A 23,827-nucleotide genomic window follows, 5' to 3' on the forward strand; every position below is an offset into this window, starting at 1 on the left:
TATCTATAAAGAATTGACCTATGGATTCCTTTGCCAAGGAGACGCTTCCCGTTTCGCTTGAAGAGGAGATGCGCCGCAGCTACCTCGATTACGCCATGAGCGTGATTGTGGGCCGTGCTCTTCCCGACGTGCGAGATGGTTTGAAGCCCGTGCATCGCCGTGTTCTGTTCGCCATGCATGAACTCAATAACGACTGGAATCGTGCCTATAAGAAGTCGGCTCGTATCGTCGGTGATGTTATCGGTAAGTACCACCCTCATGGTGACTCTGCCGTCTATGACACGATCGTGCGTCTGGCGCAGGACTTTTCCATGCGCTACACCCTGGTCGACGGGCAAGGTAACTTTGGTTCCATCGACGGGGATAACGCCGCAGCCATGCGTTACACCGAAATCCGTCTGGCCAAGATCGCCCACGAACTGCTGGCCGATATTGACCAGGAAACCGTGGATTTCGTGCCCAACTATGATGGCAGCGAAAAAGAACCGGCCCTGTTGCCCTCGCGTCTGCCCAACTTGCTGGTAAATGGCAGCTCGGGTATTGCCGTGGGTATGGCTACCAATATTCCACCGCATAACCTGGCTGAAGTGGTCAATGGCTGTCTGTATTGCCTGAGCCACCCCGAGTGCACGGTCGATGAACTGATCGAATACATTGCGGCTCCCGACTTTCCGACTGGCGCCATTATTTATGGCATGTCCGGTGTGCGTGAAGGCTATCGCACCGGTCGTGGCCGCGTCATCATGCGCGCCAGTACGCACTTTGAAGACATGGAAAAGGGCAACCGTCAGGCCATTGTGGTCGACGCCATCCCCTACCAGGTCAACAAGAAGTCGCTGCAAGAACGCATTGCCGAGCTGGTCAACGAAAAGCGCATCGAGGGTATTTCCGATATTCGCGACGAGTCCGACAAGGACGGTATGCGTTTGGTCATTGAGCTCAAGCGTGGCGAAGTGCCGGAAGTGGTGCTGAATAACCTCTACAAGAACACGCAGTTGCAAGAGACCTTCGGGATGAACATGGTGGCACTGGTCGATGGCCAGCCCCGTTTGCTTAACCTGAAACAGTTGGTCGATTACTTCCTTAGTCACCGACGTGAAGTGGTCACCCGTCGCACTGTGTTTCAACTGCGCAAGGCGCGTGAGCGCGGTCATGTGCTGGAAGGTCTGGCTGTCGCCCTGGCTAATATTGATGAATTCATCGAAATCATCAAGGCCGCTCCTACGCCGCCGGTTGCCCGCGTCGAGCTGATGGCTCGTTCCTGGGATTCCGGTCTGGTGCGCGAGATGTTGGCCCGTGCTGATACCAGCGCCATTGTGGGTGGCCGTCAGGCTTATCGTCCGGATAATCTGGGTGCCGAATTCGGCATGGGCTCGGAAGGTCTGTACCGTCTGAGCGACGTTCAGGCCCAGGAAATTCTGAACATGCGCTTGCAGCGCTTGACCGGCCTGGAGCAGGACAAGATTGTTAACGAGTACCGCGAGGTTATGGACAAGATTGCCGACTTGCTGGACATCCTGGCCAGTCCCGCCCGTGTGTCCGCCATTATTGGCGACGAGCTGATCGCCGTGCGCGACGAGTTCTCGGCGACCGGCAAGGATGTTCGTCGCTCGCAAATTGAGCACAACGCGACCGAACTGGATACCGAAGACTTGATCACCCCGATGGATATGGTGGTGACTCTCTCGCATACCGGCTACATCAAGAGCCAGCCGCTGTCTGAATACCGAGCTCAGCGTCGTGGTGGCCGTGGCAAACAGGCCACCACCATGAAAGAGGACGACTGGATCGACAAGCTGTTCATCGCCAACACGCACGATTACTTGCTGTGCTTCTCCAACCGTGGCCGTGTGTACTGGCTCAAGGTCTGGGAAGTGCCACAAGGTTCACGTAACTCGCGTGGCCGGCCTATCGTCAATATGTTCCCTCTGGAAGAGGGCGAGAAGATCAACGTGGTGTTGTCCGTCAAGGAGTTCAGCGAAGATCAGTTCGTGTTCATGGCAACCTCGCGCGGCACGGTCAAAAAGACCCCGCTGTCCGACTTCTCCAACCCTCGCAAGGCCGGCATTATCGCTGTGGGTCTGGACGAGGGCGACTACCTGATCGGGGCTCAGCTAACCGACGGTGTTCACGACGTCATGTTGTTCTCTGACGCCGGCAAGGCGGTGCGCTTTGATGAAGGCGATGTACGTCCAATGGGCCGTGCCGCCCGTGGCGTACGCGGCATGACTCTGGAAGAGGGGCAGTCCGTGATCGCCTTGCTGGTGGCAGAGGACGAAACGCAATCCGTGCTGACCGCGACCGAGAACGGTTTTGGCAAACGCACTCCGATTGGCGAATACACGCGTCACGGTCGTGGCACCAAGGGCATGATTGCCATCCAGACTTCGGCCCGTAACGGCAAGGTCGTAGGTGCCGTCCTGGTTCGTGAAACCGACGAAATCATGTTGATTACCAACGCGGGTGTGCTGGTTCGGACGCGTGTGGCCGAGATCCGTGAAATGGGTCGTGCAACGCAAGGTGTGACCTTGATCAGCGTCGATGACGACAGCGAACTGTCTGGTGTGTACCGCGTGGTAGAGACCGATGACGAGGTCGACGCCGAGCTGGGCGAAGACGGTCAGGCGCCAGAAGGTCTTGAGCAGGACAATCAAACTGATTCCGCCCAAGATCAGGCGGACCCTTCTGGCGAGGAAAACGAGTAATGCGTGTATGGAATTTTTCGGCAGGCCCGTCGATGCTGCCGTTGGAGGTGCTGGAACAAGCTGCCGCTGAAATGACCGATTGGCACGGCACAGGCATGTCCATCATGGAAATGAGCCACCGTAGCAAGGACTATATGGGGGTGCGTGACGAGGCAGAAGCCGATTTGCGCGCTTTGCTGTCCGTGCCGGATGATTTCGCCGTGTTGTTTGTGCAGGGTGGGGCACAGGGCCAGAATGGCCTGCTGCCTTTGAACCTGATCCAGCGCAATGGTAGTGGCAAGGCCGACTACGTGCTTTCGGGCAGCTGGTCGGTCAAGTCCTGCGAAGAGGCTCAGCGCTACGGTGACATTCGCGTTGCCGGCACCAGCGGACAGACTTGGCAGGACCAGGGCAAGGAGTGGGCGCCCTGGACCTGGTTCCCCGAGCCTTCCCAATGGGATGTACGCCCGGACGCAGCTTACTTGCACGTCTGCACCAATGAAACCATTGGTGGCGTAGAGTTCAACGATATTCCCAAGCTGGATGTCCCCGTCGTTGCCGACGTGTCGTCCAATATTTTGTCCTGCCCGATTGATTTCTCGCGCGTGTCGGTTGCTTACGCGGGTGCCCAGAAAAATGCTGGCATGTCCGGTATTGCTTTGATGATGATACGCAGGGACTTGTTGGGCCATGCCATGGATCTGTGCCCGTCGGCGTTCAATTACGCCAACATCGAAAAGCAACAGTCCATGTTCAACACGCCGCCTACGTACTCGATCTACATGGCTGGCCTGATGTTCAAGTGGCTGGAACGCCAGGGTGGTGTGGCGGCCATGCAGGCCCGCAATGCGGCCAAGTCCGAGGCCTTGTATGGCTTTCTGGATGCCTCCGAGTTCTATACCAATACCGTGCATCCGGCTTACCGTTCGCGCATGAACGTACCGTTCCTGTTGCGTGATCAGTCGTTGGACGCCTTGTTCCTGGAGCAGGCCACGGCAGCGGGTTTGACCTCCCTGAAAGGGCACAAGAGCGTGGGTGGTATGCGCGCTTCTATTTATAACGCCATGCCGCTGGAGGGTGTGCAGGCACTTATCGATTTCATGACTGATTTTGAACGACGGAATGGCTAATACCTTAACTGAGCGCCTGCTCCCTTGGCGCAATCGTATTGATGAGCTGGATCGCCAGATCCTGGAGTTGCTTAACGAGCGTGCTCGTGCGGCTTTGGAAGTGGGCAAGATCAAGCAGGACTTCAATACAGAGGAAGTCATCCTCAAGCCCGAGCGCGAGGCACGTATTGTGCGTCGCTTGCAGTCTGAAAATGATGGCCCGTTTACTCCTGCCGCAGTGGAAGCCGTGTGGGGGCAGATTATTTCTGCCTGCCGCGGTCTGGAAAGCGTATTGCGCGTGGCTTACCTGGGTCCACAAGGCTCTTTTTCCGAGCAAGCCGCTTACGAACATTTTGGTCATGCTCTGGATGGCCTGCAGTGTGACTCCTTCGATGAGGTTTTTCGCAGCGTCGAGGTGGGGCAAGCAGAAGTGGGTATGGTGCCCGTCGAGAACTCGACCGAAGGTGCGGTTAACCGCACCTTGGATCTTTTGCTGAACTCGCCCTTGCGTGTCCTGGGCGAGCGCTCGATTCGTGTACACCACAATCTGCTGACCCAGACCGGCACCATGGAAGGCGTCACTCGGGTGATGGCTCATCCGCAGGCCTTGGCGCAGTGTCAGAACTGGCTGCAAAAGCACTACCCCCAGCTTTTGCGTGAAGCCGCTTCCAGCAACGCGGAGGCCGCTCGCATTGCGGCTTCCGACCCCACCGTGGCGGCGATTGCCGGTAATACCGCTGTCACTGCCTGGAATCTGGGCGTGGTGGAAGCCGGTATCCAGGACGATCCGCATAACCGCACACGTTTCCTGGCGATCGGTAACATCGAGTCCTTGCCTAGCGGCAACGACAAGACCAGCATCATTCTGGCCGTGCCCAACCGGGCTGGCGCTGTCTATGACATGCTGTCTCCGTTGGCGGTACATGGCGTTTCCATGACTCGTCTGGAGTCGCGTCCTGCACGGACAGGGCAGTGGGAATATTATTTCTACGTAGACCTGATCGGCCATCGTGACGAGCCTGCCATGGCAGCGGCTTTGGCTGAATTGAAGAAACAAGTCGCCTTTTTCAAGATTCTGGGTTCTTACCCCGTAAACGACTTTTAAGCATCGGAAACAAGAAAGGCCTGAGTGGGGAAATTTTCCCTCTCAAGGCCTGATTGCCTGCTGGGACGGGCTGCGACAGGTGGTTTGTGCAAAATCGGCTTGTTTTGGCATGTGTTAAGCAGCCGTTTGATGCTCTGTTTCATCAAGACGTGGCTAGGCAGAATAGAGGCTTTGCGCATTGCTTTAACCCCTTGATGGCGTTCACGCAGCAGTCAGGCAAAGTCTGCATCAATATCCCGGTTTTGCTGGTGCTATTTCACGCAATACGCGCAGCATGGACGGCCTGAGAGGGAACGGAATTAATCATGATAGCGTCATCAGAAACTATGGCGTCGCCGCCCTTGGTTCCAGTGCTGGCGGTCGTTGGGGTCGGTTTGATTGGCGGCTCTTTGACTCTAGCGCTCAAGCGCTCCGGGGCTGTTGGAAAAGTGCTGGGTGTAGGTCGGCAACTGAAGAGCTTGCGACGAGCTCAGGAGCTGGGCTTGATCGACGAGGTCGTCACGCTGGAACAAGCCGCGCAGCAAGCAGACTTGATTGTGCTGGCTACGCCTATTGGTGCCATGGCCTCGACATTGAAAAGCCTGCGTCCCCATTTGCGTGACCATACATTGATTAGCGACGCAGGCAGCACCAAGGTCGATGTGGTCAGTGTGGCGCGTGAGGCGCTGGGGGATCGTATCGGCCAGTTTGTTCCCGGCCACCCTATTGCGGGCGCGGAAACCGTAGGCCCGGAAGCCGCACGTGCTGATCTTTACGACGGCCGTAATGTCATTTTGACCCCTCTGGAAGAAAACAGTGTCAGTGCACGCGAACGTTTGATTGCGGTTTGGGAGGCCTGCGGGGCGCGGGTCATGTTGATGGACCCGGCTACGCACGACGAAGTGCTGGCCTCGGTCAGCCATGTGCCGCATTTTCTATCCTCGGTCTTTATGTGGCAGGTAGCCTCCAGTGCGAACTCGGATCAACGCTTTGCCTTGGCGGGGACGGGTTTTCGGGATTTCACCCGTATTGCCGCCGGTTCACCGGAGGTGTGGCGCGATATTTTCCTGAGCAATCGCGAGGCCGTCCTGGGGCAGTTACAGGAAGTACGTCAGGCTTTGGATCAGGCTGAACAGGCCTTGCAGGATCAGGATGGTCAGGCCTTATACGAATTTTTAGAGCGCGCTGCTTTAGCGCGCCGTTTTTGGGCAAGTAGGAGTGGTTTGCAATGAGTCAGAGTGACAGTCTTGTTTTGAACCCGGTCAGTCGTGCCAGCGGGCAACTGCAATTGCCAGGGTCCAAGAGCATTTCCAATCGAGCCCTTTTGCTGGCCGCTTTGGCCCAAGGGCAAACCCGCCTGGAAGGTTTGCTGCACTCGGATGATACCCGCGTCATGATGGCTGCTTTGCAGCAAATGGGCGTGGCGGTGCAGGATCTTGGACAGGGCGTGGTGGTGATTGACGGTGGCGCTCCTTTTGCACATCGCGATGCCGATCTGTTTTTGGGGAATGCCGGCACGGCTTTCCGTTCCTTGACCGCTGCCTTGGGTTTGATGGGAGGGCGCTTCAATCTTAGCGGTATTGCTCGCATGCATGAGCGTCCCATTGGTGATCTGGTAGACGCGCTGCGTAGCCTGGGGGCCGAGGTGCACTACCTGGGTGCGGAAGGCTATCCTCCCCTGGCGATTGGTGAGTTGGCCCAAGCAGATCAGCGTTACGTGTCGGTGAAAGGCTCGGTATCCAGCCAGTTTCTGACAGCCTTGTTGATGGCCGCACCCTTGTTGACCGCTCGTACGGGTCAGCCTTTACGTATTGAAGTGCAAGGGGAGTTGATCTCCCAGCCCTATATTGAAATCACCCTGGCCATGATGGCGCGTTTCGGTGTGCAGGTAGAGCGCGACGGTTGGAGCAGCTTTACGGTCCCTGCCGATGCTACTTATGTCAGCCCCGGTTTGTATGCCGTGGAGGGCGATGCCTCGTCCGCTTCGTATTTCATTGCATTGGGAACGATTGGGGGTGGTCCGCTGCGCATTCAGGGTGTGGGTACAGAAAGTCTGCAAGGTGATATTCAGTTTGCGGATGTGGCCCAGGCTATGGGTGCCCGTATCGAACGCCATGCCAACGAGCTGATTGTCTCTGGCTTGTCCGTGGCCAAGGGCGACAAGCTCAAGGCCTTTGATCTGGACTTTAACCACATTCCCGACGCGGCCATGACGGCGGCGGCCATGGCCATGTTTGCTGATGGTCCTTGCACCTTGCGTAATATCGCCAGCTGGCGCGTGAAGGAAACGGATCGTATTGATGCCATGCAGGCCGAATTGCGCAAACTGGGCGCGACAGTGGAATCCGGGCCGGATTGGCTGACTGTGCATCCTATTGCGGCCGATCAATGGCGTTCAGCCAGCATTGAAACCTATGATGATCACCGCATTGCCATGTGTTTTTCGCTGGCCAGCTTTGGCCCGGTGCCGGTCACTATTCTGGATCCTGCCTGCGTCAGCAAGACGTTCCCCGAGTATTTTTCTGTTTTTGAACAATTGGTGCAGGCATGACAGAACAGAGCATTCCCGTCATTACCATTGATGGTCCTACGGCTTCCGGTAAAGGAACGATTGCCTCTCTGGTTGCGCAGCGGCTGGGCTGGCATACGCTCGATAGCGGTGCCTTGTATCGCTTGACAGCCTTGTCCTGCCTGCGTCGTGGTGTGGGTGTGCAGGACGAGGCTCAGGTCCAGCACGCCGCCCAGAACCTGAACGTGCGTTTTGACTACCCCCATATCTACATGGACGGCGACGATGTCAGTGATGCTATCCGTCAGGAAGAAGTAGGTAATCTGGCTTCGCAAGTGGCAGCTCTGCCACTGGTGCGTGAGGCGCTTTTGCAACGGCAGCGGGATTTTCGCGTTGCGCCCGGTTTGGTGGGCGATGGGCGCGATATGGGCACCGTTGTGTTCCCGGACGCGCCTTTAAAGATATTTTTGCTGGCAGATGCAGAAGTGCGAGCCCAAAGACGCTGTAAACAGTTGAGCGAAAAGGGTATTTCTGCTAATCTTACGAGTCTTTTGGCGGATTTGCGTGCGCGCGATGAACGTGATCGTTCTCGAACCCATGCCCCGCTCGTGCCTGCGCAGGGTGCCCACATTGTGGATTCTTCCCAGCTCAGCATCCAGGAAGTTGTAAATAAGGTGCTCGACCTTTGGTCGGGTATTGCGGTCCCGACAGCCTAATCCCGTGCTGATCGGGCTTTGTTCACTCCACCGGGTTCTGCCTGGTGTGTTTTTTATGGCCATTTTGGCTAACGGATTGATTTAATGTCCACTAACCTTCACACAGACGCAACGGGCGGCGAAAGCTTTGCCGATTTGTTTGCAGAAAGCATTAAAAACCAAGACCTGAAAAGCGGCGAAGTTATCTCCGCCGAGGTTCTGCGTATTGACCACAACTACGTTCTGGTCAATGCTGGCCTGAAGTCCGAGGCACTGATCCCTCTGGAAGAGTTCCTGAACGATCAGGGCGAACTGGAAGTTCAAGCAGGTGACTTCGTTTCCGTGGCTATCGATGCCTTTGAAAACGGCTACGGCGACACCATCCTGTCCCGCGACCGCGCCAAGCGTCTGTCGGCCTGGTTGTCCCTCGAGCAAGCGCTTGAGTCCGGCGAGCTGGTCAACGGTACCATCACCGGTAAGGTCAAGGGCGGTCTGACTGTCATGACCAACGGCATCCGTGCCTTCTTGCCTGGTTCGCTGGTTGACCTGCGTCCTGTCAAGGACACCACGCCATACGAAGGCAAGACCCTGGAATTCAAGGTTATCAAGCTCGATCGCAAGCGTAACAACGTTGTGTTGTCGCGTCGCGCTGTGCTGGAAGCCTCCATGGGCGAAGAGCGTCAGAAATTGCTGGAAACCCTGTCCGAAGGCGCTATCGTCAAAGGTATCGTCAAGAACATCACCGATTACGGTGCGTTCGTGGATCTGGGCGGCATCGACGGTCTGCTGCACATCACCGACATGGCATGGCGCCGTGTTCGTCACCCATCCGAAGTTCTGCAGGTGGGTCAGGAAATCGAAGCCAAGGTTCTCAAGTTCGATCAGGAAAAGAGCCGCGTCTCCCTGGGCGTCAAGCAGCTGGGCGAAGATCCATGGATCGGTCTGGCACGTCGCTACCCACAAAACACCCGTTTGTTCGGCAAGGTTACCAACCTGACCGATTACGGTGCATTTGTTGAAGTGGAAGACGGTATCGAAGGTCTGGTTCACGTATCCGAAATGGATTGGACCAACAAGAACGTTGACCCACGCAAGGTTGTGACCTTGGGTGAAGAAGTCGAAGTCATGGTTCTGGAAATCGACGAAGATCGTCGTCGTATCTCCTTGGGCATGAAGCAGTGCCGTGCCAACCCATGGGAAGATTTCGCCATCAACTTCAAGCGCGGTGACAAGGTTCGCGGTGGCATCAAGTCCATCACCGACTTTGGCGTGTTTGTTGGTCTGCCAGGCGGCATCGACGGTCTGGTTCACCTGTCCGACCTGTCCTGGTCCGAGACGGGCGAAGAAGCCGTTCGCAACTTCAAGAAGGGCGACGAAGTTGACGCCGTGGTTCTGGGTATCGACACAGACAAAGAGCGCATTTCCCTGGGTATCAAACAGCTGGAAGGCGATCCATTCAACAACTTCGTAGCGACTTACGACAAGGGTGCTGTGGTTAGCGGCGTCGTCAAGTCGGTCGAAGCCAAGGGTGCGGTTGTTACTCTGTCGCTGGACGTTGAAGGCTACCTGCGCGCCTCCGAGATCTCCTCGGGTCGTGTTGAAGATGCCACGACGGCTCTGAAAGAAGGTCAGGAAATCGAAACCATGATCTTGAGCGTGGATCGCAAGACCCGTTCGATTCAGTTGTCCATCAAGGCTCGTGATACTGCCGAAACCGCTCAATCCATGGCCCGCCTGACCGAAGCCAGCGCTTCGTCCGGTACGACCAATCTGGGTGCTCTGCTGCGTGCCAAGCTGGACCAGCAGCAACGTGACGACGGTTAATCAGCGTGACAAAGTCTGAGCTGATCGCGTTGTTGGCCAGTCGCTATCCGCAGCTGGCTCTGCGCGATATGGATTTCGCCGTGAAAACGGTTTTGGATTCGATGACCCAGGCTCTGGCCAGTGGTCAGCGGATCGAAATCCGAGGGTTTGGCAGTTTTTCGCTCTCTACCCGCTCGCCGCGGGTAGGGCGCAATCCCAAATCCGGTGAAAAAGTGATGGTGCCTGGTAAACAGGTGCCTCACTTCAAAGCGGGTAAGGAGTTGCGCGAGCGAGTCGATTCTGTCTTTCTTGAGCAAGAGCAAATCGAGGCGGACGACCAGTCCTCAGCCTTCGAGCAGCTCAATGCGAGAGTCCGTCACGGTTAAGACCTACTTGCACACTGATTACACAGGCCCTTTACAGGGCCTGTTTTGCGTGTGCGCTAAATTCCGCTTGCACGTACAATCAGACATTATAAAAACACTGTTGGAGCCCTAAAAATGCGCTATCTAGTCTGGGTACTGCGTCTGCTCGTTTTTGTGATCGTGCTGCTGTTCGCACTGAAAAACACCGAACCCGTGCAGGTCAGCTTCTTTGCCGAGCATATTATTCAAGACGTCCCGCTGATCGTCGTGATGCTGGCCGCGTTTATTTTAGGCTTGGTGTTGGGGCTGCTTTTGATGGTGGGTGCAGTCATGCGTCGCCGTCGCGAGGTCAACCGCTTGCGCCGCGAAATGGACCGTTTGCAAGACAGGCTCGAGCAAGTGCAGCAAGCGCCTGTGAATACGGCTGCTGTTGCGCCCGAGACCGTCGCCCCCTTGGCGCCTTTGTAAGCCGTTGGAGTAAACAGTGGATTTTGAAACCTGGTGGTTGGTTTTTGTACCCATTCTTTTTGCCTTGGGTTGGGTCGCAGCACGGGTGGATTTTCGGCAAATGATGTCCGAAACCCGCACGTTGCCGGACTCCTATTTCAAGGGGTTGAACTTCCTGCTCAATGAAGAGCCGGATCGTGCCATTGATGCGTTTGTGGAAGTGGCCAAACTGGACCCTGAAACCACCGAGCTGCACTTTGCACTGGGCAGCCTGTTTCGCCGTCGAGGCGAAATGGAGCGCGCTATCCGTGTGCATCAAAGTTTGCTGTCGCGTGCCGATCTGCCTGTTGCAGATCGTGAAAATGCCCAGTTTCAGATTGCCCAGGATTTCCTCAAAGCTGGCATGCTGGATCGGGCTGAAGCCGCTTTTGAGGCGGTGCGTGAAACGCGGTTTGCGATACCGGCCATGCGCGCTTTGATTCGTATTTATGAGTCCGAGCATGATTGGCCACGTGCGATCGAAGCGGTGCGCCGCCTGCGAGCCCTGGTCGACGAGCCCGTGCCGCAGTTGGTGCATTACCAGTGTGAGCAGGCCGAGGGGGCCTTGCAGGGCAAGCAGCCTGATTTCGAACGTGCTGCCAAAGCCTTGGACGAGGCTGATAATGCCATTCGCAAATTGGGTACTGGCCAGGGCATGTATGCCTCCCAGGCTCGGGTTGCTGGTTTGCGTGCTCGTGTTGCGCGTATGCAAGGGCAGAACGAGCAGGAGCGTGCCTATCTGGTGTCCATCCTGAGCAGTGCCCCCGAATATGTGGGTCTGTACGCTACCGAGTTGCTGGACAGTTATCGCAAGCTGGGTCGTGGTGAAGAAGGTGTTGCCATGCTGCGCAGTCATTATCAGCAGCACCCCAGCCTGGATATTTTCAATGTGCTGTTCCGCGTTCTGCGTGAACAGGAAGGCCATTTGCAGGCCTGGGCCTTTGCGCGCGATGCCTTGCGCGCCCATCCTTCTTTATTGGGTCTGGACAAGATGCTGGAAGTCGAACTCCAGGATCAAGGGCAGAGCAAGGAAGGTGCCGAAGGCGCAGAAGCGGTCGGTGTCGATCAAATTATTGCGGGCGCGGATTTAAGTCTGCTGCGTTCTTTGATTCACAGGCATACACAGCGCCTGGATCGATATTCTTGCAGTTCTTGCGGCTTTGAGGCTCGCCATTTTTACTGGCAATGTCCTGGTTGCAACTCCTGGGAGACGTATGCCCCTCGGCGCCTTGAGGAGTTGAAATGATGACGTTTCCAGGTGAAGCCGTCGCCGCCAGTCGTGTACTGGTAGTAGGCGATGTCATGCTGGACCGTTACTGGTTTGGTGATGTGGATCGTATTTCCCCCGAGGCTCCTGTTCCCGTGGTCAAGATGGGCCGGGTGGAGGATCGTTTGGGTGGTGCTGCCAACGTGGCGCGCAATATTGCTGCTTTAGGTGCTCAAGCCAGCTTGCTTGGCGTGATTGGGCAGGATGAAGCGGGCAAGACAGTGCAAGACTTGGCGAGAGCCGACCATGTTCAGGCCCACTGGGTGCAAGACCCTCTGATGCCCACTTCCTTGAAGTTGAGAGTACTGGGTCGTCAGCAGCAGTTGTTGCGGGTGGACTTTGAAGAAAGCCCTGCTGACGGCGCTCTGGAGCAGCTACAGCAAAATATGAGCGACCTGTTGGATCAGCATCAGGTGCTGGTTTTGTCTGATTACGCCAAAGGCGCTTTGGCGCAGGTGGAAAGCCTGATTGCCTTGGCACGCTCCAAGAATATTCCCGTTTTGGTCGACCCCAAAGGCAAGACCTACGAGCGTTACCAGGGCGCCACTATTCTGACCCCGAATCGTTCGGAAATGCAGGAAGCCGTGGGTGCTTGGAAAGATGAAGATGATCTCATGCGACGCGCCCAGGATTTGCGTCGCAAGCTGAATTTGGAATGCTTGCTGATTACCCGTTCCGAGCAAGGCATGACCTTGTTCACCGAGCAGGGGCGTGAGCATGTGGATGCCCAGGCACAAGAGGTGTTTGATGTCTCGGGTGCCGGGGACACGGTATTGGCAACGCTGGCGGTGATGCGAGCGGCTGGCCTGGATTGGTTGCAGGCCATGCGCTGGGCAAATCGTGCCGGTGGTATCGTGGTCGGAAAATTGGGTACGTCCATTGTGACGGCAAAGGAATTGGCATGATCGTAGTGACCGGTGGCGCTGGCTTTATTGGCAGCAATTTGGTGAAAGGCCTGAACCAGCAGGGTGTGACCGACATTCTGGTGGTGGACGACCTGAGCGATGGCGACAAGTTCGTCAATCTGGTGCATGGTCAAATTGCCGACTATATGGACAAGGATGATTTCCGTGCCCGTTTGGCGCGGGACGAGTTCTCCAATATTGAAGCTGTGCTGCATCAGGGCGCATGTTCGGACACCACCGAGCGCAATGGCCAGTTCATGATGGACAATAACTATCGCGTGACACTGGAAATCTTTGAGTATTGCCAGGCCAAGCGCATCCCTCTCCTGTACGCTTCGTCCGCCGCTGTTTACGGTGCGGGCCCGCTGTACGCCGAAGACCTTAGTAACGAAGCCCCTTTGAATGTTTACGGTTATTCCAAGTTCCTGTTCGACCAAGTGCTGCGTCGTCATCTGGATAGACTGAGCGCACCCGTGGTGGGTTTGCGCTACTTTAATGTCTACGGTCCACAAGAGCAGCACAAAGGGCGCATGGCATCGGTGGCTTATCACAATATGCTGCAATACCGCCGTGACGGTCATGTGCTGCTGTTTGGTGGTTGGGATGGTTATGTGGATGGTGGCCAGCAGCGCGACTTCGTCTTTATTGATGACGTGGTGTCGGTGAATCTGCATTTCCTGGGTCAAGACAAGCAGTCCGGTGTTTTCAATTGCGGTTCGGGTCGTGCTCAGCCATTCAATGATGTGGCCCAAACGGTCGTCAACACCTTGCGCGAACACGATGGTTTGCCTGCCTTGGAATTGGAAGATTTGGTGACGCAACAGTTCCTGCAATACATCCCATTCCCGGATGATTTGAAAGGCCGTTATCAAAGCCACACGCAGGCTGACTTGACTCAATTGCGTGCCGCTGGCTACGACAAGCCTTTCCATGACGTGCAGACCGGCGTGGCCGAGTACGTACGTCGTCTGCTTCAGTCAGGCGCTCTGCGTTAAGAGCCAGGACAAGAAAGTCCATGCGGGCTGCCACGCATGGCTAAACGCGCGCTTCTGGCCGCTTTTTCAATCATCTAGGCGGCACCATAAAGGCTTCTTTTCAAGGAGCCTTTATCATGTGTACCTCTGCCCAGTCGTCCCCTGTTTCCAATCGCCAGTTGCGTTCGATGCAACGCTGGTGTGGTGCTGTTTTGCGCGTCCTGCTTGCCCTATGTTTGTTTGGGCCTTGGGGGTTGGCGACGGCAATCGACCTGAATACCGCGGATGCCCAGCAGCTCCAGCAAATCAAGGGCATTGGCCCCCGGACGGCCGAGCTGATCCTTGAGGAACGTCAGCGTGGTGGCCCCTTTGATTCTCTACAGGATTTGGCAGACCGGGTTAAAGGGATAGGTGCCAAAAAGATTATTACGATGGAGCAGTCGGGTTTGAAAGTGGAGCCCGCCAAGGCGGCCAGCAAGGCCGTTTCCAATACGGTCGGCGCGGATATAAGAAGAAAGCCGTAGCTCTGGGCGTAGACTCGCTTTAAGCTAGTGGTTTGTTGAGTCTGCATGGGCAGTCAGTGCGAGCTGGCTGCCTTCTTGTTCAAGGTAAGAGATTGATCGATGAAAAACTATCCCACCATTGAAGATACCGTTGGCCAAACCCCTTTGGTGCGCTTGCAGCGTATTCCGGGCGAGTTTGGGCAGGCACGCGGTAATGTCTTGTTGGCCAAGCTGGAAGGCAATAACCCTGCCGGTTCGGTCAAAGACCGGGCGGCCAGTTCCATGATTCAAGAGGCTGAACGTCGCGGCGACATCAAGCCGGGAGACACCTTGATCGAGGCTACCAGCGGCAATACGGGTATTGCGCTGGCCATGATTGCGGCCGTACGTGGCTACAAAATGATTTTGATCATGCCCGATAACTTGTCGCTGGAGCGTCGTGCGTCCATGACAGCGTATGGTGCGAAGTTGATTCTGACGCCCGCCGATCAAGGAGGCATGGAGTACGCTCGTGATCTGGCGCTGAAGATGCAGGCCGAAGGGCAGGGCAAGGTGCTGGACCAGTTTGCCAACAAGGACAATCCAGCAGCTCACGTGCACAGCACTGGTCCGGAAATCTGGAAGCAAACCGACGGGCAGGTCACGCACTTTGTCAGCGCTATGGGTACGACCGGCACCATCATGGGTGTGGGTAATTACTTGCGCAGCCAGAACAGTGGCATTGTGGTGGTGGGTGCTCAACCTGCACCAGGGGCGCAAATTGCCGGCATTCGTAAATGGCCAGAAGAGTACTTACCCAAGATTTACGATCCATCCAAAGTGGATCTGTTCGAGGAAATCGGCCAGCAAGAGGCCGAGATCATGACGCGCCGTCTGGCCGCTGAAGAAGGAATCTGCGCTGGCATTTCGTCTGGCGGTGCCTTGGTGGCCGCTATGCGCGTTGCTCAGCGCGTAGAAAACGCCACGATCGTTTTTATTGTGTGCGACCGTGGCGACCGTTACCTGTCTACTGGCATCTTTAATTAATTAGGGTTGCCATAACCCATTTGCTTAGCCAGTTCGGAAGCCAGGTCGGCGACCGAGCTGGCATAAAAATAACTGCGGTTGTAATGGGTAATGGCAAAGAAGTTGGGCGTACCCAGACGATACTCCGTGGTATTGCGTGGCTCATCCACCAGGTTCACCACACCTAATTGGGCCTGCTGCCAAGGGCCTGCATTGTGGCTCTGGCCCTTCATTTTGGCACCGGCATTAGTCAATTGCGTCCAGCTCAGCTTGGGGTAGATGCCGCCGTCCACCATGCCTTTGTTCGCGTTACTCAACTCAACCGGCGCAAAAACGGGTAAGCCAGGTTCCCAGCCATGTGCCCGCAAAAAATTGGCAATCGAAGCCATGGCATCGGCGGGATTGTTGCGCAGATCAATGCGGCCATCTCCGTTACCGTCCACGGCATAGCGTATCAGGCTGCCGGGCATGAATTGGGACATACCCATGGCACCGGCGAACGAACCTTGAGCAATCCGGGCATCCAGCTCCCCTTGATAGTGAAGTTCGATCAGATCAGCCAATTGATCGCGGAATAGTTGACCGCGCTCGGGCCGACTGTCGTCCGGATAGGCAAAGCCCAGCGTAAATAGGGCGTCCAGCACCTTGAAATCACCCATGATTTTTCCGTAGACGGTTTCCACGCCCAGGATGGCCACAATAATTGAGGGTGGCACGCCATAGTCTTTGGAGGTCTGCTCCAGCGCCAATCGATGCTTTTGCCAGAATTGGACGCCACCTTGAATGCGGGCTGGGTCTACATTGCGTTTTTTATACGTTACCCAGCTGCGTTTGATGCGCCCTTTGGTGGGACGCATTAATCTGGCAGCGGTCTCGTTATATTGGGCTTGCTGCAAAATATCAGTGACCAGATCCAATGGGATGTCGCGTGCTGTTGCCACTTCCTGGGCGTAGGCCGCAATATCATCGTTTAATTCACCGTTTAATTTAAAAAACTGTGTCCGGCCAGAACGGGACTGGCCAGCCTGAATGGATTGGGGTTCGGCTAAGGCCTTGATTGTGATGGCCTCAGTATTTTTTGTTGGGGTCAGGAAAACCGCGCCGTTATTGGGTTTGGTGTCCGAAGACGGAGCTTGTGAAGTGGTGGAAGCGCAGCCGGCAGTGCTCAGCGCGATCAGTACTGCTTGCAAAATTCGAGTGGGTCTGAACATAATCCATCCTCATGGAGACACTATATTTTATCCATCCATCGTGCCATTTGCATGAGATGGGTCGATGGCATCCGGAAAGTCCGCAGCGGCTCGATGCCATAAATGATCAACTGCTATCCAGCGGTCTGGCATCCTATCTGGCTCAGCGACAAGCTCGGCTGGCCACGGATGAGGATATTTTGCGGGTGCATGATGCTGCTTATGTGCAAAAGCTAAAAGAGCAATTGCCCAAGCAGGGGTATTTCAATATCGATCCTGACACCCTGATGAATCCCCATACCCTGGAAGCTGCCTATGCCGCTGCCGGGGCGGGTCTGGATGCCGTCGATGGCGTCATGAATGAAGGGGCGGCCGGTGCATTTTGTGCTGTACGACCTCCTGGGCATCATGCCGAGCGGGCGCGGGCGATGGGGTTTTGTTTTTTCAACAATATCGCTGTCGCTGTGGCCTATGCCTTGGAAAAATATGGCCTCAAGCGGGTGCTGATCGTCGATTTTGATGTGCACCACGGCAATGGAACCGAACAGATTTTTGCCGGCGACGATCGAGTTCTGATGTGCAGTTTTTTTCAGTCCCCGTTTTTTCCTGATTCCTTTCAGGACCCGGCAGCGCAAAACATGGTAAATATACCGGTTGAGGCCTACACCAAGTCTGCTCAGATTATCGATCTGTTCAAGCAGGTTTGTTTGCCCCGCATAGAGGCTTTTGCCCCTGAAATGGTCTTTTTCTCGGCAGGCTTTGATGCTCACCGTGAAGACGAGATGGGACAGCTAAGCCTGGTTGAAGCCGATTATGCGGAATTGACTGCCATGGTGGTCCAGGCCTGTGCGCCCAGTGCCGGACATCGTCTGGTCAGTATGCTGGAAGGGGGGTACGATCCCTCGTCCCTGGGACGTAGCGTGGTGGCCCATATCAAGGCCTTCGCCGGGCTTTAGGCGATTGGCTCCGGGCTTTGGAATTCTTCCAAAGCCTTATTTCAACAGAACAATTTTTATTTAAGACTGCACTGGAGAACATTACATGAAGGTGTTAGTACCCGTGAAACGCGTAGTTGACTATAACGTCAAGGTACGCGTGAAATCTGACCAAACCGGGGTGGACATTGCCAATGTGAAAATGTCCATGAACCCCTTTGACGAAATCGCTGTCGAAGAGGCCACCCGCCTCAAAGAAAGCGGTGCAGCCACTGAAGTGATTGCTGTTTCTTGCGGTGTGGCGCAAAGCCAGGAAACCTTGCGCACGGCGCTGGCCATTGGGGCTGATCGGGCCACTTTGGTACAAACCGACGTCGAGTTGCAGCCTTTGGCCGTGGCCAAGCTGATCAAGGCCGTGGTGGACAAAGAACAGCCTCAGTTGGTGATCCTGGGTAAACAGGCGATCGACGACGACGCCAACCAGACCGGCCAGATGCTGGCTGCCTTGCTGGACTGGCCACAAGCCACGTTTGCCAGCAAAGTTGAAGTGTCGGGCGATAGCGTATCGGTCACTCGTGAAGTGGACGGTGGCCTGGAAACACTGAAACTGAGCCTGCCTGCCGTGATCACTACTGACCTGCGCTTGAACGAGCCTCGTTACGTGACACTGCCCAACATCATGAAGGCCAAGAAAAAGCCGTTGGAAACCCTGACTCCTGAAGAACTGGGCATTGATGTGGCTCCTCGTATCAAAACCTTGAAAGTGACCGAGCCCCCAGCTCGTGCTGCTGGCATCATGGTGCCCGATGTTGCCACACTGGTCGAGAAACTGAAGAACGAAGCGAAGGTGATTTAAATGGCTATCCTTGTTATTGCCGAGCACGACAATCAGCAGCTGAAGGCTGCAACACTCAATGCCCTGGCTGCCGCTCAGAAGATCGGCGGTGATGTGCATGTTCTGGTCGCGGGTAATCAGGCCGCTGGCGTGGCCCAGGCGGCTGCCAAAGCCCAGGGTGTCAGCAAAGTGCTGCTGGCCGATGGGCCTGCATTGGCTGAGGGTCTGGCCGAGAACGTGGCAGCCCAAGTGCTGGCCATTGCTTCGAACTACAGCCACATCCTGTTCCCTGCCACCGCTTCGGGCAAGAACATTGCTCCTCGCGTGGCCGCTAAGCTGGATGTCGCCCAATTGTCGGACATCTTGTCCGTCGAGTCGGCAGACACCTTCACCCGTCCGATTTATGCCGGTAACGCTGTGGCCACCGTTCAGTCCAGCGATGCCGTGAAAGTGATCACCGTGCGTACCACCGCGTTTGACGCTGTGGCCGCTGAAGGTGGTAGTGCCGCTGTTGAGGAGCTGAGCGCTGTGGCAGATTCGGGCCGTTCGACGTTCGTCAGCCGTGAAGTAGCCAAGAGCGACCGTCCTGAACTGGCAGGTGCCGGTGTGGTCGTGTCCGGTGGCCGTGGTATGGGCAGCGCCGAAAACTTCAAATTGCTGGACGGTCTGGCTGACAAGCTGGGTGCTGCCCTGGGTGCCTCGCGCGCTGCAGTGGACGCCGGCTATGCACCGAACGACTGGCAGGTGGGGCAGACCGGTAAGATCGTCGCTCCTCAGTTGTACGTGGCTGTGGGTATCTCTGGTGCCATCCAGCACTTGGCTGGCATGAAGGACTCCAAGGTCATTGTGGCCATCAATAAAGATCCCGAAGCGCCTATTTTTGGCGTGGCTGACTACGGTTTGGTCGCGGACCTGTTTGAGGCTGTGCCTGAGTTAGAAAAAGCGCTCTAAGCGCCAAACGGCCTGCTGGATACTTTTCCAGCAGGCTTTTTTTCAGTGCGTATACCCCAGGGGCCTGGTTGTGGCTTCGGTCCTTTTTGTTTCTGTGTAGGAGTGTTCATGACGTATCGTGTACCCACCCAAGACATCCGCTTTGCACTTAAAGAGCTGGCTGATCTACCTGGTGTGCTGGAATTGCCTGGCTTTGAGGATTTCTCGGCCGAGTTGATCGATGCCATTATTGATGAGAACGCCCGTTTCGTTGAGCAGGAAGTAGCACCTTTGAACCGCGCCGGTGATCAGAATGGCGCCAAGTGGAATGACGGTGTGGTCACCACCACACCTGGCTTTAAAAAAGCCTTTGAAGAATTTGCCAAAGCCGGCTGGCAGGGTTTGCAGCACGAAGCCGAACTGGGTGGCCAAGGCCTGCCCAAGCTGATCGGTGCCGTGGCTTGTGAAAACATCAATGCCGCCAACCTGGCTTTTTCCCTGTGTCCTTTGCTGACGGACGGCGTGATCGAAGCCGTATCCATGGTCGGCTCGGACGAGCAGAAAGAACGTTTCCTGCCTCCATTGCTGGAAGGCCGCTGGACCGGCACCATGAACTTGACCGAGCCTCAGGCCGGTTCGGATCTGGCCCAGGTTGCCAGCCGCGCTGTTCCTCAGGATGACGGCAGCTACCGCATCAGCGGTCAAAAGATTTTCATCACTTACGGTGAGCACGATATGGCCGAGAACATCGTCCATCTGGTGCTGGCCCGCACGCCCGACGCACCTGCCGGCGTGAAAGGGATTTCGCTATTTATCGTGCCCAAGTTCATGGTGAACGACGATGGCTCTTTGGGCGCTCGTAACGACGTCTGGTGTGCATCGCTGGAGCACAAGCTAGGCATTCATGGCAGCCCAACCGCTGTACTGTTGTATGGCTCAGGCAAAGGCGATGTGGGCGAGGGCGCTGTCGGCTACCTGGTCGGCAAGGAAAACGAAGGCCTGAAGTACATGTTCATCATGATGAACGCGGCTCGTTACGCGGTGGGCGTGCAGGGTATCGCCGTGGCCGAACGTGCATTCCAGCAGGCCCTTGAATACGCCAACGATCGTGTGCAGGGTGCGCCTCTGACTGGCGGCAAGGCCGTGTCGATTGCCCATCACCCCGACGTGCAGCGCATGCTGGTGCAAATGCGTGCCCTGACGGAAGGCTCCCGCGCGTTGGCTTACTTCGCCGCTGGTGTGAACGACAAGGCGCGTCACAGTGCAGATGAAAATGCCCGCAAGCGTTATCAGGCTCTGTACGAATTCCTGGTGCCTGTGGTCAAGGGTTTCAGCACTGAAATGTCTCTGGAAGTCACTTCCCTGGGTGTGCAGGTGCATGGCGGTATGGGCTTTATCGAAGAAACCGGTGCGGCCCAGCACTACCGCGATTCGCGCATTTTGCCTATCTATGAAGGCACCACTGCCATTCAGGCCAACGACTTTATCGGTCGCAAGGTGCTGCGTGATGCCGGCGCTGTGATCCAGGGCCTGGCTCCGGAGCTGGGCGCGACTGTTGCCAAGCTGCGTGAACGTGCAGCTCAAGGTGGTGAGCACAAAGCTGCACTGACCCTGATCGCTGATCGTTTGGAGGCAGGTGTCAAGAGTGTGGAACGTGCTGCCATGTTCACCTTGATGAATGCTCAGAAAGACCTGCCTGCCGTGTTCCTGGGCAGCGTACCTTTCCTGATGCTGTCCGGCTATGTGTTGACCGGCTGGCAGATGGCTCGTGCCGCCTTGGCAGCAGAAAAAGCACTGAGCGAAGGTGATCAGGATCCATTCCTGCGCCGCAAGCTGTCGACCAGCGTGTTCTTTGCCAGCCACTTGTTGCCACGTGCTAATGCTTTGGCTCAATCCGTGGCTGATGGTGCGGAGCTGATGCCTTACCTGACGACCGAACTGCTGTAAGCCGACCTGGCTCAAGCCATCAAGGCCCGTGCAGTTGTTTGGCTGCCGGGCCTTTTTTCGGTATATTGATATAGCTTTAAATTATTTGAAACGCGCTCTTTATACTGACAAAATCATCTGACTAGTCCTGATCATTTAAGTTGACGATCTCCTGATCGCGGCTGCATTTCAAAAAGAGGAACGCAATGGCTACACTTCGTCTGGGTGACCTGGCCCCTGATTTTGAACAAAAATCCTCCGCCGGCACCATCAAGTTTCACGAGTTTCTGGGTAATAGCTGGGGCGTCTTGTTCTCCCACCCAGCCGACTTTACGCCTGTGTGCACCACCGAACTGGGTTATACCGCCAAGCTGGCGGACGAGTTCGCCAAGCGCGACGTAAAAGTAATTGCTGTTTCCGTTGATGATGTTGATTCCCACGGCAAGTGGATTGACGATATCAACGAAACTCAAAAAACCACCGTTAATTTCCCCATCCTGGCTGACGCGGACCGCAAGGTGTCGGATCTGTACGATATGATCCACCCCAACGCCAGCACCACCGTGACAGTGCGTTCGGTGTTTATCATCGACCCTGCCAAGAAAGTGCGTCTGATCATTACGTACCCTGCCAGCACGGGCCGCAACTTCAACGAAATTCTGCGCGTGATCGATTCCCTGCAACTGACCGACAGCCACAGCGTGGCTACGCCAGTGAACTGGGAAGACGGCGACGATGTGATTATCGTTCCTAGCCTGAAAGATCCTGAAGTTCTGAAGCAGAAGTTCCCTAAAGGCTACACCGAGATTCGTCCCTACCTGCGTGTGACGCCTCAGCCTAACAAGTAATTGCTACTTGGCCTTTAGGCTCAGACAGAAAGCCCTCCTGCTTATGGCACGAGGGCTTTTTTGTGGGCATCGTTACGGTATGGAACTACTGTGCAAAGCACTGGATGCAAGTGGCTTTTCAGTCGCGAAGACGGTTAGGGCAGGGATGGTACGCTTTATGGTCAATTGGCTGTAAGTGGCGTCAGGACTGGGTTTGCAGTGTTTCAGTGGGGCAAGCGCAACATCATGACAGGTACTGATTGCACTGATTGCTGGTTTTAAGTACAGTACTGTATAAGAAAACAGTAAATGGAGTTAGCCATGTCTAGTCCAAGCCGTCATTACCGTCCGCAAGCCACTCCACGTTTCCGTGGCCCGGTTCGCTCTGCAGCTTCTTCCAGTCCATTTAACAAGCCCTTGTCTTTCAAAGCCAAGGTCATGGATGTGTGTTTGGTTGCTGTGTGGGGTGCCAGTATTCCTGGCTTGTTATGGTTGGGCAGCATGGGCGGGTTTTGAAGCCACGTCCTTGTGCTGCTCCAGAGGGGGCGATCAGGGCACCAGTTGTGTCCAGTCGTTTGACAGGAAGCGGTCGCGTGCCAGTTTTTCGGCCTGTTCCAATGTTGAAGTGGGTAGTGTGCCGGGTTTAAGAGCCGTCTTTTTGCGGAATATATCCAGCATGGCTTCTATAACCGCTTCACGGCTCATACCTGTTTGGCTGCGGATAGGGTCCACGCGTTTCTTGGCACTGGTGGTGCCTTTGTCCGAGAGCTTTTCTTTGCCGATGCGTAGAACTTCCAACATCTTGTCAGCATCAATGTCGTAGGCCATGGTGACATGATGCAAGACGGCATTGCCACGTCGTGCTTGTGCGGCACCCCCAATTTTTCCACCGGCGCTGGTAATGTCGTTCAGCGGTTGGTACCAGGCATCAATACCAATGTCGCGCAGGGCTTCAATGACCCATGAGTCCAGAAACTCGTAGGACTCCTGAAAGGTCATGCCGGCTACAAATTGTTTGGGTACGCTAAGCGAATAGGTAATGGTATTGCCAGGTTCGATAAACATGGCGCCACCGCCACTGATGCGACGCACCACACGAATACCGTGATGGGCGGCGGCCTCGGCTTCAATTTCATTTCGCAGGGACTGGAAACGTCCAATTACTACAGCAGCTTCCTGCCACTCCCAGATACGCAGGGTAGGGGCGCGGGTGCCTTCACTGACTTCCTGGGTAATAATTTCATCCAGCGCCATATGCAGGGCAGCGGGCTGCGGCTCCATATGGATCAGCTCCCAAGGCAACTCGTTCCAGCTCATCATGCCAAGGCCCTCCGCACGACCACGCCAATCGCCTGCGAGTCCAGGCCGAACATATCGATGTTGGTAGGTAGGGCGCGGCTAACGTGAGCCGCAATTTCTTCGGCGCTGCTATTGACGGACAAGCCCTGTAGGGCTTGATTGATCAGGCCCAGTGCTTCGGGAGGTTCCAGAAAGAAATCGCCGCTCAGTCGTGCTTGTTCGATCATATGGTCTTTGACATCCAGATCGATCACGACCAGCTTGCCGCCAGGAACTTTGTATTCAGCATGCATAGACTGTGTCCTTTAATAAGGTCCGCCCTTTTTGCCAAGGGAGAGGCGAAGCGAGTAAATCTGCGCTTTTACTGCGTTTAATACAGGGGCATGATGCCCAAAGTGTCGTATTTTAACGTAGTTAAACGCCTGGAAACGCAGCCGTAATCACTCAAAAGGCTTGGTGATTTAAGCCTTTTACTGATAGAATTATTGGCTAATCA

Annotated in this window: 23 protein-coding genes; 20 read left to right on the forward strand and 3 right to left on the reverse strand. The window is 55.7% G+C overall.

The window, feature by feature from the left end; translation table 11 throughout:
* The first annotated feature begins 20 nt into the window (after positions 1 to 20).
* The 14 genes from gyrA to cysM all read left to right on the forward strand — a co-directional run bounded on the left by gyrA (position 21) and on the right by cysM (position 15,410).
* Positions 21 to 2,705: a DNA gyrase subunit A gene (gene gyrA / locus AB7E06_RS06590; protein ID WP_094197128.1), complete on the forward strand. Its 2,685-nt coding sequence runs from the start codon at positions 21 to 23 to the stop codon at positions 2,703 to 2,705.
* Entirely contained in the window at positions 2,705 to 3,814 is a 1,110-nt protein-coding gene (gene serC / locus AB7E06_RS06595) for a 3-phosphoserine/phosphohydroxythreonine transaminase (protein WP_094197127.1), read from the forward strand. Before gyrA ends, serC begins: the two co-directional genes overlap by 1 nt.
* Entirely contained in the window at positions 3,807 to 4,898 is a 1,092-nt protein-coding gene (gene pheA, locus AB7E06_RS06600) for a prephenate dehydratase (protein WP_094197126.1), read from the forward strand. Before serC ends, pheA begins: the two co-directional genes overlap by 8 nt.
* A gap of 326 nt (positions 4,899 to 5,224) precedes the next feature.
* On the forward strand, positions 5,225 to 6,109 hold the full coding sequence (locus tag AB7E06_RS06605) for a prephenate dehydrogenase (RefSeq protein ID WP_427956021.1): 885 nt from the start codon (positions 5,225 to 5,227) through the stop codon (positions 6,107 to 6,109).
* Positions 6,106 to 7,428, forward strand: a complete 1,323-nt coding sequence (aroA, locus tag AB7E06_RS06610) for a 3-phosphoshikimate 1-carboxyvinyltransferase (RefSeq protein WP_094197124.1) — start codon at positions 6,106 to 6,108, stop codon at positions 7,426 to 7,428. Before AB7E06_RS06605 ends, aroA begins: the two co-directional genes overlap by 4 nt.
* On the forward strand, positions 7,425 to 8,102 hold the full coding sequence (cmk, locus tag AB7E06_RS06615) for a (d)CMP kinase (RefSeq protein ID WP_427955822.1): 678 nt from the start codon (positions 7,425 to 7,427) through the stop codon (positions 8,100 to 8,102). Before aroA ends, cmk begins: the two co-directional genes overlap by 4 nt.
* Before the next feature lie 84 nt (positions 8,103 to 8,186).
* Positions 8,187 to 9,905, forward strand: coding sequence for a 30S ribosomal protein S1 (rpsA, locus tag AB7E06_RS06620; protein WP_022983279.1), 1,719 nt, complete (start codon positions 8,187 to 8,189; stop codon positions 9,903 to 9,905).
* Between the two features lie 5 nt (positions 9,906 to 9,910).
* Positions 9,911 to 10,270: an integration host factor subunit beta gene (locus tag AB7E06_RS06625; RefSeq protein WP_026482971.1), complete on the forward strand. Its 360-nt coding sequence runs from the start codon at positions 9,911 to 9,913 to the stop codon at positions 10,268 to 10,270.
* A 114-nt stretch (positions 10,271 to 10,384) separates the two neighbouring features.
* Positions 10,385 to 10,717 carry a lipopolysaccharide assembly protein LapA domain-containing protein gene (locus tag AB7E06_RS06630; protein ID WP_094197122.1) on the forward strand — a complete coding sequence of 111 codons (333 nt, stop codon included), beginning with the start codon at positions 10,385 to 10,387 and terminating at the stop codon, positions 10,715 to 10,717.
* Positions 10,718 to 10,733: 16 nt separating this feature from the next.
* On the forward strand, positions 10,734 to 11,981 hold the full coding sequence (gene lapB, locus AB7E06_RS06635) for a lipopolysaccharide assembly protein LapB (protein WP_108727675.1): 1,248 nt from the start codon (positions 10,734 to 10,736) through the stop codon (positions 11,979 to 11,981).
* Positions 11,978 to 12,907 (forward strand): D-glycero-beta-D-manno-heptose-7-phosphate kinase, encoded by a 930-nt coding sequence (gene rfaE1 / locus AB7E06_RS06640; protein ID WP_094197120.1) that lies wholly within the window; start codon positions 11,978 to 11,980, stop codon positions 12,905 to 12,907. Before lapB ends, rfaE1 begins: the two co-directional genes overlap by 4 nt.
* Positions 12,904 to 13,902 carry an ADP-glyceromanno-heptose 6-epimerase gene (gene rfaD / locus AB7E06_RS06645; RefSeq protein WP_094197119.1) on the forward strand — a complete coding sequence of 333 codons (999 nt, stop codon included), beginning with the start codon at positions 12,904 to 12,906 and terminating at the stop codon, positions 13,900 to 13,902. Before rfaE1 ends, rfaD begins: the two co-directional genes overlap by 4 nt.
* Before the next feature lie 116 nt (positions 13,903 to 14,018).
* Entirely contained in the window at positions 14,019 to 14,405 is a 387-nt protein-coding gene (locus AB7E06_RS06650; protein WP_230017806.1) for a ComEA family DNA-binding protein, read from the forward strand.
* A gap of 99 nt (positions 14,406 to 14,504) precedes the next feature.
* On the forward strand, positions 14,505 to 15,410 hold the full coding sequence (gene cysM / locus AB7E06_RS06655) for a cysteine synthase CysM (protein ID WP_094197117.1): 906 nt from the start codon (positions 14,505 to 14,507) through the stop codon (positions 15,408 to 15,410).
* On the opposite strand, the gene mltB is transcribed toward cysM, so the two are convergent.
* A complete protein-coding gene (gene mltB / locus AB7E06_RS06660) occupies positions 15,407 to 16,600 on the reverse strand; it encodes a lytic murein transglycosylase B (RefSeq protein WP_094197116.1) in 1,194 nt (397 codons plus the stop codon). The two genes, cysM and mltB, sit on opposite strands and share 4 nt — an antisense overlap.
* Before the next feature lie 11 nt (positions 16,601 to 16,611).
* On the opposite strand from mltB, the gene AB7E06_RS06665 reads away from it, so the two are divergent.
* From AB7E06_RS06665 to AB7E06_RS06690, 6 genes are all read left to right on the forward strand, one after another.
* Complete coding sequence (locus AB7E06_RS06665) at positions 16,612 to 17,535, forward strand: histone deacetylase family protein (RefSeq protein ID WP_162496896.1); 924 nt, start codon at positions 16,612 to 16,614, stop codon at positions 17,533 to 17,535.
* An 85-nt stretch (positions 17,536 to 17,620) separates the two neighbouring features.
* On the forward strand, positions 17,621 to 18,370 hold the full coding sequence (locus AB7E06_RS06670) for an electron transfer flavoprotein subunit beta/FixA family protein (protein ID WP_094197115.1): 750 nt from the start codon (positions 17,621 to 17,623) through the stop codon (positions 18,368 to 18,370).
* Positions 18,371 to 19,300 carry an electron transfer flavoprotein subunit alpha/FixB family protein gene (locus tag AB7E06_RS06675; RefSeq protein WP_086060209.1) on the forward strand — a complete coding sequence of 310 codons (930 nt, stop codon included), beginning with the start codon at positions 18,371 to 18,373 and terminating at the stop codon, positions 19,298 to 19,300. It abuts the gene before it with no gap.
* 108 nt (positions 19,301 to 19,408) lie between these two features.
* Positions 19,409 to 21,226 (forward strand): acyl-CoA dehydrogenase, encoded by a 1,818-nt coding sequence (locus AB7E06_RS06680; protein ID WP_427955833.1) that lies wholly within the window; start codon positions 19,409 to 19,411, stop codon positions 21,224 to 21,226.
* A 185-nt stretch (positions 21,227 to 21,411) separates the two neighbouring features.
* Positions 21,412 to 22,053: a peroxiredoxin gene (locus AB7E06_RS06685; RefSeq protein ID WP_094197112.1), complete on the forward strand. Its 642-nt coding sequence runs from the start codon at positions 21,412 to 21,414 to the stop codon at positions 22,051 to 22,053.
* Between the two features lie 300 nt (positions 22,054 to 22,353).
* Positions 22,354 to 22,548, forward strand: coding sequence for a hypothetical protein (locus AB7E06_RS06690; protein WP_094197111.1), 195 nt, complete (start codon positions 22,354 to 22,356; stop codon positions 22,546 to 22,548).
* Positions 22,549 to 22,581: 33 nt separating this feature from the next.
* On the opposite strand, the gene AB7E06_RS06695 is transcribed toward AB7E06_RS06690, so the two are convergent.
* Positions 22,582 to 23,352 carry a lipoate--protein ligase family protein gene (locus AB7E06_RS06695; protein ID WP_162496895.1) on the reverse strand — a complete coding sequence of 257 codons (771 nt, stop codon included), beginning with the start codon at positions 23,350 to 23,352 and terminating at the stop codon, positions 22,582 to 22,584.
* A complete protein-coding gene (locus tag AB7E06_RS06700; RefSeq protein WP_162496894.1) occupies positions 23,349 to 23,624 on the reverse strand; it encodes a biotin--protein ligase in 276 nt (91 codons plus the stop codon). Before AB7E06_RS06700 ends, AB7E06_RS06695 begins: the two co-directional genes overlap by 4 nt.
* Between the last annotated feature and the right edge of the window lie 203 nt (positions 23,625 to 23,827).

Source organism: Alcaligenes sp. (assembly GCF_050255915.1).
Taxonomy (GTDB): domain Bacteria; phylum Pseudomonadota; class Gammaproteobacteria; order Burkholderiales; family Burkholderiaceae_B; genus Alcaligenes; species Alcaligenes aquatilis.